Origin of the sequence: Arthrobacter crystallopoietes, from assembly GCF_002849715.1 — a bacterium.
GTDB lineage: Bacteria > Actinomycetota > Actinomycetes > Actinomycetales > Micrococcaceae > Crystallibacter > Crystallibacter crystallopoietes.
The window spans coordinates 1,848,413-1,862,738 of the sequence record NZ_CP018863.1 but is presented as its reverse complement, the minus strand read 5'-3'; the positions used below and the strand labels follow the sequence as shown (position 1 = coordinate 1,862,738).

General features: G+C 60.2%; 11 protein-coding genes and 1 pseudogene. 6 read left to right on the top strand and 6 right to left on the bottom strand.

Translation table 11 applies throughout. From position 1 onward, the window contains the following. Nucleotides 1–496: 496 nt before the first annotated feature. Nucleotides 497–967, top strand: coding sequence for a hypothetical protein (locus AC20117_RS08850; RefSeq protein ID WP_074700044.1), 471 nt, complete (start codon nt 497–499; stop codon nt 965–967). A gap of 432 nt (nt 968–1,399) precedes the next feature. Here AC20117_RS08850 and AC20117_RS23270 read toward each other — a convergent pair whose 3' ends face one another. From AC20117_RS23270 to AC20117_RS08830, 4 genes are all read right to left on the bottom strand, one after another. Further along, a complete protein-coding gene (locus AC20117_RS23270; protein ID WP_139186758.1) occupies nt 1,400–2,269 on the bottom strand; it encodes a hypothetical protein in 870 nt (289 codons plus the stop codon). Nucleotides 2,270–2,573: 304 nt separating this feature from the next. Beyond that, nucleotides 2,574–3,221 carry a hypothetical protein gene (locus tag AC20117_RS08840; protein ID WP_074700046.1) on the bottom strand — a complete coding sequence of 216 codons (648 nt, stop codon included), beginning with the start codon at nt 3,219–3,221 and terminating at the stop codon, nt 2,574–2,576. 552 nt (nt 3,222–3,773) lie between these two features. Further along, entirely contained in the window at nt 3,774–4,373 is a 600-nt protein-coding gene (locus tag AC20117_RS08835; protein WP_139186759.1) for an HNH endonuclease family protein, read from the bottom strand. Then, the gene (locus tag AC20117_RS08830) at nt 4,370–5,638 is read right to left on the bottom strand and encodes an ATP-binding protein (protein WP_083339654.1); all 1,269 of its coding nucleotides are present in this window, start codon (nt 5,636–5,638) and stop codon (nt 4,370–4,372) included. The genes AC20117_RS08835 and AC20117_RS08830 overlap by 4 nt, the downstream gene beginning before the upstream one ends. 239 nt (nt 5,639–5,877) lie before the next feature. On the opposite strand from AC20117_RS08830, the gene AC20117_RS08825 reads away from it, so the two are divergent. Then, complete coding sequence (locus AC20117_RS08825; RefSeq protein ID WP_074700049.1) at nt 5,878–6,495, top strand: hypothetical protein; 618 nt, start codon at nt 5,878–5,880, stop codon at nt 6,493–6,495. A 639-nt stretch (nt 6,496–7,134) separates the two neighbouring features. Next, a pseudogene (locus tag AC20117_RS08820) lies at nt 7,135–7,578 on the top strand (glycogen debranching N-terminal domain-containing protein); the annotation flags it as partial. Between the two features lie 276 nt (nt 7,579–7,854). On the opposite strand, the gene AC20117_RS08815 reads toward AC20117_RS08820, so the two are convergent. Both AC20117_RS08815 and AC20117_RS08810 read right to left on the bottom strand, forming a co-directional pair. Then, nucleotides 7,855–8,979 (bottom strand): YkvI family membrane protein, encoded by a 1,125-nt coding sequence (locus AC20117_RS08815; protein ID WP_074700050.1) that lies wholly within the window; start codon nt 8,977–8,979, stop codon nt 7,855–7,857. A 447-nt stretch (nt 8,980–9,426) separates the two neighbouring features. Beyond that, nucleotides 9,427–9,726 carry a hypothetical protein gene (locus AC20117_RS08810; protein ID WP_074700051.1) on the bottom strand — a complete coding sequence of 100 codons (300 nt, stop codon included), beginning with the start codon at nt 9,724–9,726 and terminating at the stop codon, nt 9,427–9,429. A 273-nt stretch (nt 9,727–9,999) separates the two neighbouring features. On the opposite strand from AC20117_RS08810, the gene AC20117_RS08805 reads away from it, so the two are divergent. The 3 genes from AC20117_RS08805 (at nt 10,000) to AC20117_RS08795 (ending at nt 14,229) form a co-directional block, all read left to right on the top strand. Continuing rightward, the gene (locus AC20117_RS08805) at nt 10,000–11,454 is read left to right on the top strand and encodes a sodium:solute symporter family protein (RefSeq protein ID WP_211482291.1); all 1,455 of its coding nucleotides are present in this window, start codon (nt 10,000–10,002) and stop codon (nt 11,452–11,454) included. Between the two features lie 121 nt (nt 11,455–11,575). Continuing rightward, complete coding sequence (locus AC20117_RS08800) at nt 11,576–13,255, top strand: amidohydrolase (RefSeq protein ID WP_211482292.1); 1,680 nt, start codon at nt 11,576–11,578, stop codon at nt 13,253–13,255. Then, nucleotides 13,252–14,229, top strand: a complete 978-nt coding sequence (locus AC20117_RS08795; RefSeq protein ID WP_074700053.1) for a CobW family GTP-binding protein — start codon at nt 13,252–13,254, stop codon at nt 14,227–14,229. Before AC20117_RS08800 ends, AC20117_RS08795 begins: the two co-directional genes overlap by 4 nt. Nucleotides 14,230–14,326 lie beyond the last annotated feature (97 nt).

Sequence of the window (14,326 nt, the reverse complement as noted above, 5' to 3'; positions counted from 1 at the left end):
TTCACAGACGCCTCGTCCCGCTCTTCGAATCGTGCGACGGACGTTAGGACCAAATAGTTTTTCCCGATGCCTCCTGCTGCGCGAACGCCTACTGTTCGGTGTTCCATGGCTACAGTGTGGCCGTACACGCCATCACCTGGCAGACCTGTTTGGCCATGTCGGTTTCACCGGAGCTGCATCCACTGGTCGGCTACCTGGGAAATGTGGCCAACTCGCGGTCATAGTCATCCCATCAAAGGTTCCGATCTGTGGTTTCCAAGAAAATAGATGTAAGACATGTTGATGAGACCGACAAAATCTTCGATTTCAAGATGAGCCCGTCAGCTGGCTAGTGGTCCGCCGCATCCTGATAAACGATCCTTTGTTGAGATTCGCCCTATGGCGTTTCTGTAAACGCGGCCTACTCCAAGCCCGGTTGCAACCCCTCTTGACGTTGGAGTTTCCATAACCCAGACTGGGAGCACCAACCTGTGTTGCAACCTATCTTGGAGTTCGCGTGATTATTCCTATTACCGTCCACGTCCCCGACCACCGGGTTGAGGACTTTTACATCCGTTTTGGAGAATTCGTGGCTAACGTACCTAATCCCGATGCACCCACCGTGCTGCCGTCGGGGACCGTCCCCTCTTGGGTTCAGACCGACGAAGCTCCAGCAATCGCCGCGACCTTATGGGATGAGATCTCACTGCCGGGACACTCAGTTCTCCTTCACATGATACGAGCGACTGGCGATGAGACCGTGCACTTCCTTCCAGACGAGATCGCCAAGGCGATGTCGCACCCGAAAGGCACGTCGGGCATCGCAGGCATTCTCGGTGGCGTGGGGAAAGCAATCCGTCGCGCCGGCCTTCCGATGTACACCACCCCTAGGGGCACCTCTTGGCACTACATCTGGGGTTGGGACGGTGAGCGCTACTCCATGACCCCGGAGGTCGCTCGGCTCTTGCGCACGGCCGCACGCAACTGACAGCAACGAACCTTCCGATCAGGACTTACGGCATGGCCGCCGGCCACATCCTCTTCACATGCCAATCTGGCGGGAATCAATGCCCGCCCTCACAAGCGCTTCTTTGACCGATCCCTGCCGAAGGAAGTCCGGTCCGCTACGGCGAGTCCAAGCCCGGACGGCCGTTTGTAGACAAATTCCCTCGAATAGTCGGCGTCACATTGCTCAGCGTCATGAGTTCACCGGCCAAATCTAACGATGGCGGTTTGGCAATCCACTTACGTGGGTCGCATTCTGCGCGACGATCCGCAGAATCGGCGCACGCAACCTCACTTGGCTTAACCACAGCTGAGTAGCCGGCCGCTCCGACCAACAGAGGCTTGCGCACTCACCCTAGGCCGCATGCGACAACGCTTCTGCAAATCGATCCCATAAGGGGAGGGGAACCGCCGGTTATTTTATCGGCGGTGGGAACGCTGAAACAGGAATGGATTTACCCTCTCCTATGTCGTTTGTGGGCGAGCAATCCGGGGCATCCTGGCTGACATAGTACGAGTAGTACACCGACTCGGTGCCCGTGTACCACTGTGTTATTTTTTGAAGGCTTTCGACATCACTCGGGAAGTTGCTTCTGGAGTTGAAGGGGAACTCTTGGCCAGGCTCGATGATGACTTGGCTGGGGCGAGGTTTTCCGGGAGCAGGTTTCCATTCGTAGTCACCCACGTCGACGGAGACAGCAGAGGTTCCGTCAGGTATCAAGCCCTCCACACTTGGGACAAGATCCAAATACATTTCGACGGGGTAGGGCGTTTCATTGACCAAGGTCCCTGCCACGTGTACGTAGTACTCGTGCTCATAATCTGCCTGTTCGTACGCGATCGAGCTTATATGGGAAGTGAGGTGAATCCCTGGACAGACCGGCCCGGAATATACAGGCTCGGTTGCGGGTTCATCAGCAGGTGACGTCCACTCCGGCGCGAGATCTTCAGATTCAGTTGCGGGTACATCAGCAGGTGACGTCCACTCCGGCGCGGAATCTTCAGACTCAGTTGCGGGCTCATCGGCCGGCGGCGTCCACTCCGGCTCTGTCGAATCCTCCCGAGAGTTCTGCTTCTGCTCGGAATCAGGAGTAACGGCTGTGGTCGGCTCACTAGCCGATGGAGTAGGCAATGCCTGTGCCACCGATGCGACATCGGCCTCGGGCGGAGCTACCTGGCTGCCAGTTGACACCACGAGTGCCACACCGAGCGCGATAACGGCAGCAGCGAGCAGCGTGATCATAATGAGCTGAGATTTTGCCCATTTCCCCCCGTTTTTAGCCATATGATCGAGAATAGTGGAGCGATGCCAAGCATTTAGTTTGTGACACCGAACCTGTTATTGCGCGCGGAAGCCGCCTTGGCTGCCGTGGTCTGCGTTGCCATAGCCCTGTTCATTCCGACGGCGGCCACACAGTCAAAGCGGACAACCACGTCCAGGAGACGCTCGTCCACGGACGCACGCTCATGCCCGGCGCGCACAGCCCCAGCGGCCTGCCGTCTGCAGTTATCGCGCTCACTGCACTGCCAACGCTTAGACCGATATCCTCTGGGCTCTCCTTTGTGACGGCACTATGCAAGGCGTTCCTTTACCTGTGTTCTCCCTGGGTGTTGAAGTGGTGTTTCCGGTGCCAGGCAAAGTAGAGGCGCGAATCATCTCTGTAGGCCGGACACTGAAGGCCGACGATGTGCCGTAGCCCTTCCTCAACGTGAATGGAGCGGCGGGGGCCGTACTCGATCGTTCCGTCCTCGCCGACGACGACGTAACCGAGTTCGTAGAGCGCATCGCAGCCGAACAGGCACGCCAGCATGGAGACGTTCAAGGTATCCATGCGCTCTACTTCCGTACATGCCCAGCGCGGCTTGATATGGGCTGCAATGAGCAGCTCTTCCGGAAGAGACCGACCACAGAGGCAGCACGAACTATCCCATCGCCGCATCTGCTGGTCTCGGAGGAAGCGTTGTTCAGCCCGGACTGCCCTGATCGCCAGCCGGTCACTTGCGCCTCCGAGAAATCCGTCCGAAGCCTCGTCTAGGATCACGTCCTCAACGCCTGATTCCTCAACCGCCTCCAGACCCGCGCACCCGAGCAGTTCCAGCGCCTGACTGCTATCTACCGGGAAAAAGTAGCCCCGCCTCAACGTCCCGTCCGCATTGACCGGACCATGTCCGTCCTCAAGCACTTGAAGGACCGTCTCCCGCGGAACCTCGATCTCGCATACCGGTTCAATGAGCACCAGCGTACCCTCGGCCGTTTCAGGCACATCGTAGCCCCGTGGCGGGTAGGCCGGCCGCGGCGCTGTGGCCACCCGGCTGATAGCACGCAGCTCTGGACTCGCATAGTGAAAGACGACGTCGCCACGCCAAGTTGTCGACCCTGACGCTGTGCCCATTGCTGAAGAACATCTCTATCTCGCAGAGCCCCGCACTCTCTTGGGGATCGGGCTTGAAGTGAAACGGACATGGCAGGATCTGGAGACGGTATCCCTGACAGGTACGGATGCGCCGGCAAGAGTCGCTGAGATTCTGTGGGAGCATCGGCTCCTACCTGAACAGATCAGGGAACGACTAATGGCCGATCGGATCTATTAACCCACTAGCGCCGGCCTCCGGCCTGAACCCTCCAACATCGAGAAGATCGCATACGTCAGTTACCCAGCCTGTAGACTGAAAAAGAGACTCTGGCCACCCCTAGTCGGGGGAAGGGGCGGATTAGGCCGCGCCAAGGCACTTCTCAGTACTAGCGGCAAGCTCTCTATGCACTAGCACACCCCGGAATCGAGCAGGCATCAATAGCCTCCGAGCTCATCTTTCGCCTTCTCATACTGAAGACGTTCACTCTCGTCCATGTTGCGCTTGGCCTCTAAGTCATCATAAACACGTGTCCAGATCGACAACGCAAAGATACTATCCAACTTAAACAGTCGGATCGTCCGAGCTCCCTTTAAAGTCAGTGGTTGCGGAATGGTTGGCTTTGTTTGCAAAGCGGGATAGCCGCCCTTAAGGTGCTTTTCGACGTCATCCAAGTAGGGATGAATCAGCGCGAAGGAACATTGGCCATAGTTCCGAGCAAGTGTGACCACGACATCATACTTGCCCTTACGAGTCTGATTGCAGTATTTGCAGGCAAGCGATAGATTGAGAATCTCGAAAGTCCATTGGCCGTACTTCGACTTGTCGGCAAAATGTTCAATGTCTGGCCTGTTTCGAAACTCCTCCCCGACCTGATTCATGCAATAGGCACAGAGCCCCACTTGTGATGTAAGAGCCGCTCTATAAAACGCACGCTTAAAATCCGCACCAGAAGTCCAACTCGCATTAGACAGCTGGGATAGTCGTTCGACCGAGATACCAAGAATTTCCGGTCGTAACGCCGAAAGGTTTCTCATTGTTCCCCTGTTGCGATCTCTCGCACCTGGGCGAGAATACTGTTAACTTCTGGAGTGTCAAAACCAGCAATTCCCTCTAACCTAACCCGTGCCGCGCGGATTTCTTTCACCCTATTCCTCCGCAGAGAAGGGGATTTGATAGATCTAATAATCAGAGCAAGATCTCGCTCAACTTGGTGATTCCGGGGAGTGCGGGCCTCAAACGCTTGGTAGAGTACCTCCTCGACTGACCGCCCTTCAATCTCACCCTGAAATGTTTCAAACTCACCTTGATATTCGCCCGGCACCACTAGCTGTGCGCCTTCTACGACAATATGTGGGGAGTGAGTAGCCATAATAAAATGGCACCCATAGTCCTGGGGGATCATGGACTCGAGGAGCGGAATAAACCGGCTCTGCCAAGCCGGATGTAAGCCGGTTTCAGGCTCGTCGATAAGAACCAGTGATTCGGGCTGAACATTGCCCAGTATACGCATGACGTTCGACAGTACTAATTGTTCACCCGAACTGAGATCCCAAGGCAATACAGGCTTGTCACCTTTCAGAAAGACTTGACGCAGATAGAGCAGTTTCGATTGGAGGCAGATTTCAAGCAAAACGAGTGGATCAATTTCGCTATGGTGTGCGAAATTCTCAAGAACTCCAAGTGGTGCCCAAGAGGGCAAATCTTCGAGGTACCCCTTGTCTTTCCTCTTTGCCGTGGGCAATAGCATGAGAAGATTATCCACAACCATCTCGAAATGACCAGCAACATTTTGATCCCACTCCCGCTCCAAACGTCCCCGCTTGAGGCGCCACTGATCACGTGCTCGCGGAGCCCGGGCTATCTGCACTTCGCCATCAGTCGTTAAACCAAGCAGATTGAGCGCAGGCCTGATGTCGAGTGCGCGTTCCGGATTGAGTGCCAAGCGGGCCAGCCCAGCGTGGATTTCGTCCCCCCACACCCCACTCGTTACCATGTTCGATGCCTGACGAACCCCCAAGTAGATATACCCAGAGTCCTTCGATGAAGACATCGGAAATCGATCATGCACCATGTTCGATATCGCTAAGACGGCCTCCGGACGCCGAAATTCCTCGAACAGGTGAATCGAAGCCTGAGTCGTAAGAGTGTTTTCAGCAATATCCGCCAAGAGACGGCTCTTGCCTGAGCCGTTTGGACCAATAATTATCGTAAAGAGGTTTCCACGATCATTGCCACCAATATCTACCGGGAAATAAACTGAAAAGTTTCGGCTGCTGTGGTGCCGAAGACGGTATGTCATGAGCTCTACGATATCCAACTGAAAGCCCGCCAGAAGTGAGGCGCGTGGGCAGTTCAAACAGCGCCACCCGCTACATCTTCGTCCCCGTAATAGTTCCTTGGTCTAAGGGGGTCGAGTGCCTACCACATCGCGAAAAGGTCTCAGGCGTTGAAGCTCCAACTTTCTGGGCAAGCAAGGGGGCTAAACGTCATACCTAGTAACTAAACTGGGGGCTATCAATCGTACTTCTGGGGGAATACATGAACATGAAGCCGCTGCTTCTCAGCATCGTCGGAGGCGTCCTGTTGGCAGGGTGCGGAGCACCTGAAACGGAACCAGCGCCGACCATATCCGTCGCGCCGGCCGCCAGCGCCAAAGCAACACCCACCCCGACGCCGACACCAACTCGGAACGCCAATTCACGGGGCCAGGTTATTAAAGACGTCGGAGAAACAGCTTGGACTGAGCTGCCTGATGGCACCAAGGACCTCAAGCTCAAGGTCACATCCATCAAACCGATTGAATGCGATGCCCCATATGCCGGGAAGCCAAACGGCATCCCGCTTGCTGTGACTATGGAAATCGAAACCTCCCCAGAATTCCAGGGCGCCCTAGAAGTCAATGGACAACCCGGGATGATCAGCTTTACCCCTTACTACTGGAAGGGTTATGCGGCCAACGGAACCCGCATGAACACCGTAGAGTCTGACATCACTCACAACTGCCTTGCCGATGAAACACGCAAGCTCCCCGACTACCTCGGGAAGGGGGAGAAGGTAGAAGGAGTGGTCATTCTGGACGTGGCAACAAAGAAGGGTTCCGTAGCCTTCGATCCGTATGGGGAGCCGGGATGGATTTGGAACTACCCTTCTAAATAAGCTCTGGATCGGCGTCAGGTAGAGGTAGCGCGGAGTGGGGTCGGCAGTTCAACCGACGCCACCCTTCAGCACATTTTGCTGTTCAGTTCCCTGAAAAACGCCGATAACGGCGCATATGACAGGACCGGGTGTGGAAGTCTCTCCGCTGGTTGAACGGCAGCACATTCCACGATGACGGGCACGCCAATTTGGCGCAGCACGGGCTGGACCGACTACGACAACGGCTACACATATTCCCAGCCAGAGGAGCGCTTCGAGGGCACTACTCGGAGGCGAAGGAACAGGTCGTTCAAGGGGTCGGGCAAGAAGACTGAGGCCCCGGCACAACCTGATACGGAAAACTTGCCCAACCTGCAGACGCATACTCGTTAACCAACTTCTTCATCCCAGCTGCGCTCACTCATCGAAAGCTCCATCCGTCAGGCGTACCCAATGCCGTGAAATCACTACTCGGGCGGAGGTTCTCAAATGAAGCAATATCTCTGGATTTCCGGAGTTATTAGATGAGTCGACGCAGGCACTGGCTTCACGGAACAGACCGGCGTAGCGTCGGTTGCATCCACGAAGGCGCTGCAGGTAGTTAGACCGGACGGATCTTGCCGCGGCTTGCAGACGCGCATCCTTGAGAAGGAGCGGGGAATGACTGGATGGAATGCCGACACGGCCGCCGGGCCCCTCGGGTCCGGTACTGTCACGTTGGTGGAGGGCACGTCCTTCTGCATATCCTCGGCGAACGGGGACATGTATCCCGAATACCCGCACGGGGTTTTCTTCCAGGACACGCGTATCCTCTCCCGCTGGAGCATGACAATCAACGGCCAGCCGCTGGAGTCCCTTGCGGCGACGATGAAGGAGCCTTATCGGGCGCTGTTCGCGGGCCGCGTTCCCCGCTCGGACGGCTACGCGGATACCCCGCTCATCGTGGAACGGCTGCGCGAAGTTGGGTCTGGAATTCTGGAGGAGATCACCATCCGGAACTATTCGGCAGACCCCGCCGAGTGCATGATCGCCCTGGCCGTTGAATCGGATTTCGCGGACCTGTTCGAAGTGAAGGGCTTCCCGAGGGCATGGTCCTCTACCCAGGGCACCGACCTTGGATGACCGAACTCGTGGAGCAGGCCAAACTGCACCGGAAAAAGAGTGAGAGCGCTCGGCCCTGACGGCAGGTCGAGCAGCGGCTTCAGCGCTCATTCTGCTGAGAAACTCCGGCCATTTCAGGCTGATAAAGCGCATACGCGCGCCCAAGGGCTGGCAATAGTCCTTCCGTCCGAATTCGCAATGTTCGGAGGATTCGGCTGTATGCGCAGTCCGCCGCACGCGCCGTCGTCGATCGGACGGGCGTGCCGCGGACTGGGCCAGTCAGAGGGCTTGGCGCCGGGCCAGCCGCGTACCGGTCTTTGCCAGCATCAGGACCAGCAGCAGGATGCCGACGTAGCCGTTGATCACATACACGAGATTGACCATTTGGGAGAACGGCAGGATCAGGCCGATCACGGTGCCGGCTGCGGCGAGGGCGATGGTCAGGTATTTGAAGCGGGGCGTCTTGTCGGCGGAAAAGCGTGACGAGACGGTCCACAGCAGCGGGACCGCCGTCGTGTAGATGCCGGCGAGGATCATGACCGAGATCCCGGAGGCGAGCAGCGGGCTAACGTCGAACGCCAGAACGAGCATCGGGATCTCGGTGCCGCCGACCCGGGTAATGTTCGCGAGCAGGCCAAGGCCGACGATGATGCAGGCTACCGAGAAGGCGATCGCCCCGACCAGGCCGCCGGATGCCGCTTCCCTGCGGCTGCGCGCCGTCTTGCCCAGCGCGGTAAGGAAGGCTGCCAGCCACAGCATGCAGAAGCCGACGTACGACAGGGCGGACATGAACCAGTTCGTGGACGCCTGGGTCAGCTGCAGTTCGGGCAGCAGTGCGTTGCCCTCGGCAATCCCGGCCGGGTTTTGGATGATGCCGACGATGCCAAGTGCGATCGCAATGACGACGATCAGGGGCCCGATCTTGCCGATGACGTCAACCAGACTTTTCAGGCCGAACCACACGCTGATGCCGACCGCCACGGCCAGCCCGACGCCGCCGATGTACTTCGACATGCCGTAGTGCTCTTCGAAAACAGCGCCTGCGCCGGCGACCATCACGGTGAAGCTCAGGAAGACGAAGAGGATCGAGAAGAAATCGAAGAACGTCCCCAGGTGCTTGCCGCAGTAGTAGTGGAAGATCAGTGACGGTCGTTCGAACTTCTTCGCCTGGCCGACGGTGAAGAACTCGACGGCCACATACGTCATCAGGACCAGGACCAGGAGGCCTGTGCCGAAGATGCCCCAGTAGCCGTATGACGTGAAGTACTGGAGGATTTCCTGGCCGGTGGCGAATCCGGAGCCGATGAGGAACGCAATAATCGCGCCGGCGTACGTGAGGACGCGCAGGAAGCTTGTCTTCTCGACGGTGGCCAGATGTGCTTTGGTGGGAGATGGGTGTGCCATGTCTACTTCTTGCGAAAGGTGATATATCAGTTTTACAGGAACGCTATGGCAGGAGTGTGATCCAGTCAACATCGGGAGAATAAACGTTTACCCATTTACCGGGCTACTCCCCGATATCCGGGCATTAAACGTTGAATTACACGCTTGGCTCGGCCGTAATATTTAGGACGCCATTTACTACAAGTAGGATTTAGCGCTTGAGGAGGCGGCCTTACCTCCAACAGCAGCTTCTTCTCCTGAGCATTCTCTTGCGCACGGGGAGGCTGAGGTGGATCCCGCTCGGACGAAGAGTTCCCCCCAGCCGGCCGCTGGACACACCGACGCCCCGACGGCCACCGGCCAATAACGGCGCGTAGGACACTAGACCAAAGCAAGGCCGGCCGGCCAGGAGGGGATCGGCGACCTTGGTGGGCTCGCGGACCGCGCCGTCGCTAGTGGCAGCGGCGGTCAGGGCGGTGGTGCCGGAAGCTGCGCTATCCCCGGCGCCGCCGGCCGCCGTCGTCGTTGTCTGATGTGAAGTGCTGAGGATGTTGCCGCCTTGGCGAGTTCGTCGTAGGCGTTCATGCCGATGCTGTTGACCTCGGTGAAGACTTCCATGGCCTCGCGCCATTTGCCCGGGGTGCCGTGGCGGGCGAAGCCGATCAGGAAGCGCAGCAGCTGCGGGTTGGCGCGTGCTATCCCGATCGATGAATTCGCGGACCTGAAAACGGCGGCACAAAGGTGCTGGTCCCCATTAAAGCGAGGCAATCTGGACCTTTTCCCCACCCAGAAACACAGCGAAGGTGATTTACAACACATAGTGGACCGACTTGGTGGTGAGCCGCGGCACCCACAGGGACTCCGTAACCCTCATCAAGAGACTCCGCATCAAGTGTGCGAATTTAGTAAGTTCGAGCTCCGATTGGAACGGCGGTACTGCCCGTGAACTGGTATCTGATATGGATTGTTGGATTTCTGCTCCTTCTGTTTGCCGTTAGCTTGAGGTCGTCAAAGACGGTCAAGACGGCAGACGACTATGCGATGGCTGACTTCAAGCTCGGTTTCTTCCCGATCTGCGGGTCCATCATCGCGACAGTGACAGGCTCTGCTGCGCTTATCGGCGGGGCCGGCAAGGGCTTCGAAATGGGGATCTCGTACTTCGTCACTGTCATCAGCTTCGTGCTGTTCACGATCGTTGGGATGTTGGTCCTGGGGCCGGTGATCCGGAAACTGCGCCTATTCACCGTCCCGGAGCTGTTTGCCCGCAGGTTCGGCAAGCTCTCCGCCCTGATCCCGGCGCTGATCATCGGTTTCCTCTACATGACCCCTACCTTCGGCATGCAGTTGGTGGGCATGAGCTCGATCCTCTCCTCCATCACCGATCTGCCGTTCTTCTGGGGCATTGTCCTCGGCTTCGCTGTGACCCTCGTCTTCACCCTCATCGGCGGGATGCCCTCAGTGGCGTGGACGGACGCCATCCAGACCATAGTCATCCTGGCCGGCGTGGTGCTCACGCTCGTCATGGGTATCGCGTACGTGGGTGGTCCCGGCGTCGTCGCCGCTGCGACTCCGCAGCATCTGGTCAGCTTCGGCAGCATCGGCTTCACGGAGCTGCTTAACTGGTTCCTGATCTTCGGCCCCTTCTACCTCGTCTGGCAAACAACTTGGCAGCGCCTCACTGCCGCGAAGTCCACCAAAGTGGGCGTCTCCGCGGTCGTCATCGGCTTTATCATCTCGGGAGTGATCGGCCTCCTGGCGATCGTCATCGGCATCACCGCGGTCCAGGCGTTCCCAGCCGGCACCGCGCCGGATGCCATCTACACCTCGTTTATCGCGGAGATCTTCCCGGGCTCCATCGGCGGTCTGCTCATGGTCTCGCTGCTGGCGGCGCTCCTCACCGGCGCCACCTCGTTCCTGCTCAGCGGCGCCATCAACATCTCGAAGGACATCTACGAGGGGTGGATCAATCCCCAGGCCAAAGACGCCCAGATCCTCAAGGTCTCCCGCCTGTCAGTCGGCTTCATGGCCGTCCTCGGCCTCGTGGTCGCGCTGTTGGTCAAGGACATCATCGCCATCTACCAGATAGCCCTCGCCTTCACGGCATCCGCACTGGTAGCACCAGTGCTGGCCGCCATGTTCTGGGAACGCGCCACCAAGGCCGGCGTCATCGTCAGCACCATCGGCGCCCTGGTCGCCTCCTTGGCCTGGCGCCTCGCCGGGACGCCGTTCGGGATCCATGAGATCGCTCCGGGGCTCGTGGCCTCCGCCGTGTTGCTCGTCGTGGTCAGTCTCGCCACGAAGCACTCCGACGACGAAACCGTCATCGCGTACTACCACGCATTCCGGCGTGGCCGCCTTACCAGCGACAAGGTTCCGGCGGAAGGCCAAGTCGCGTCAGCCGCCGAAGCCCTCCTTGCAGAGGCCGACTCCGCTCCGGATGCGGCGGCTCCGCGCGATTCCGCATCAACAACATTCGATTCCAAGCCCCGGGGATGAGACAGCGACACCAGTTTCAGAGCACCCGGACCGCCCTTGAAAGAGCCCTGTTCTTTCCCTCAAATTCATCCAACGCGAACTCTTCGTGCTGTTCATCTGGAAACCAACCGATAGGACTATCTTGGAACCCACCACCGTCTACCCTGCCCGCATCGTCCGCACCATGGACCCTGCCCGCCCGACGGCGGAGGCCGTCGCCGTGCGCGGCGATCGGATTCGAGCCGTCGGCACCGTTGCCGAACTCATGGCCTACCCCGGCGCGGTCCTGGACGAGCGCTACGCCGACGCCGTCCTGCTGCCCGGCTTCGTGGAGGCGCACAGTCACGCGGGCTCGGGCAATGTTTGGGCCAATACGTACGTGGGCCTTGTGGACCGGACCGGCCCGGACGGCCGGCGCTGGCCTGGCTGCCGCACCATCGACGAGGTTTTGGACCGGCTGCGCGCGGCTGAGGCCGAGCTGCAAGACCCGGACGCGGTGCTGATGGCGTGGGGCCTTGACCCGATCTACTTCCCGGGCCAGCCGCTGGCCGCCGCGGAGCTGGACCGGGTCTCGGCCACGCGCCCCATCCACATCGCACACACCAACGGGCACGTATGCGCCGTGAATTCGGCGGTGCTTCGCCGGTTCGGAATCGACGCGTCCATGCGCGTTAGCGGCGTCGTCAAGGACGGCGCCGGCGAACCCACCGGGGAACTGCAGGAGTTCGCGGCGATGGGGCTCGTCGGTGAGCTCGTCGAAGGCTCGGGCCTGCTGAACATCAGTCCCGCCGCCCTGCGCCAGTTCGCGCAAGAAGGCGTGAACACGGGCACCACCACGCTGACAGACCTGGGCTCAAGCCTGCTGATGGACGACGACGGCGTCGCCCTTTACCGCTCGACCGTCGACGAGGAATTCCCCGCCCGTCTAAACGTCTTCCACTTCGGCGCCGGCATCGGCCCAGTTGCGCTGTCTCTGCAGGAGGCCGCGGAGCGGCTGGTGCGGTTGCGCCAGCTCTCCACCGACAAGCTCCGCTTCGGCAACGTCAAGCTCATGCTTGACGGCTCCATCCAGGGCTTCACCGCGCGCCTGCTGGAGCCGGGCTACCTCGGCGGGCAGCCGAACGGGATCTGGAACGTCAGCCCGGAAGAGTTCCGCGAGGCGTTCGAGACCTTCCACCGGGCCGGGCTGCTGGCGCACGTCCACTGCAACGGCGACCAGGCCACCCAGCTGTTCCTGGACACGCTCGAGGCCATCCTCACCGCGCACCCGCGTCCGGACCACCGCCACACCTGCACGCACTCGCAAATGAGCACCGCAGCGCAGTACCGGCGCATGGCGGCCCTGGGCGTGTGCGCCAACATCTTCGCAAACCACATCTGGGCCTGGGGCGACCAGCACATCGATATCACGGTGGGTCCTGACCGGGCCGCGCGCATGAACGCGGCCGCGACGGCGCTGCGCCTCAAGGTACCGATCTCCCTGCACTCGGACACCCCGGTCACACCCTTGGGCCCGCTGCACGCCGTGAAGCATGCCGCAACGCGGCTGACGGTCTCCGGACGGGTCATGGGCGAGCACGAGCGGATCGGCGTGCAGGAAGCACTGGAGGCCGTGACGATCGGCGGAGCGTACATGCTGAAGGTGGACCACCAGGTCGGCTCGCTCGAAGCGGGGAAGCTCGCGGACATGGCCGTCCTGGCCGAGGACCCGCTCGCCGTCGAGCCAGAGCACATCGGCGAGATCCATGTCCTCGGCACCATGGTCGGCGGCCGGCACCACGCTACGAAGGTCGCGCCCCTCTCGGAGGTGTCCGCGCTGTGACCGCCCGGCTTGGAATCATCGGTGGCTACCTGGGCTCCGGCAAGTCCACGTTGGTGAACCGGTTGCTGGCGGGCGTGCTGCCGGGGCGCACCGCCGTCGTCGTCAACGATTTCGGAAGCGTCAACATCGACGCGGACCTCATTGCCTCGGCATCCGGGGACACGATCGAGCTGACGAACGGGTGCATCTGCTGCCAGATCAGCGACGACGCGTCCCGCACCATGTCCGCGCTGGCCGCGCGCGGGGACCTTGACCACGTGCTTTGCGAGGTCAGCGGCGTCGGCGATCCCGGCCAGCTCGCCATGTGGCGGGACTTCCCGGGCTTCTCTCCCGGGCCGGTGCTGGTGTGCGCGGACGCGACCGCCGTCCGGCGGCTGCTGAAAGATGAGTACGTCGGCGACACGGTTGCACGGCAACTCGCCGCGGCGGAGGTGGTGCTGGTGACGAAGACCGACCTGGCTCTGACCGCCGAAATCGAGGACGCCGCGGAGGCGTGCCATGCAGCGGCGCCGCGGGCGCGGCTGATCCTGCAGGATCCCGCTGACCCGGGGACGACGGCGGCTGAGGCCCTCGCCGCACCGGTGCCGGAGGCGGACGACGACGTGGTCAGCTTCGGTGGGAAGACTGACCGTCACGGCGGGACGGACCACGCGGAGACTCATGTGTCCACCGCGCTTGAGTGCCCGGAACCGGTGGACGTGGACGCCCTCACCCGCGCGCTGGGCGCACAAGCGAACCTGCTGGTCCGGGCCAAAGGGGTTGTCCAGGACAACGACTGGACCTGGCACGAAATCCAGCTAGCGGGCGGACGAGTAGACGTGCGCCCGCGGTCCGATGACCGGCTGCCCCCCGTACGACCTGCGCTGGTGCTCATCGCAGCGGGACCTGACGCTTACCGGCTCCTTAGTGAAGCTGCAGCAGTGCTAGAGCAGGTGCCGCGGGACGCACCGCATCGCTTACGGACGGCCCCCTAGCCTCAGCAGTCCGGACGTCTGAGGAGGAGACGGCCTCACAGGCTTTAGAACTCCAGGACCGCTCTCGAAAGGGCGCCCTGGTATCGGCTTCCATAAA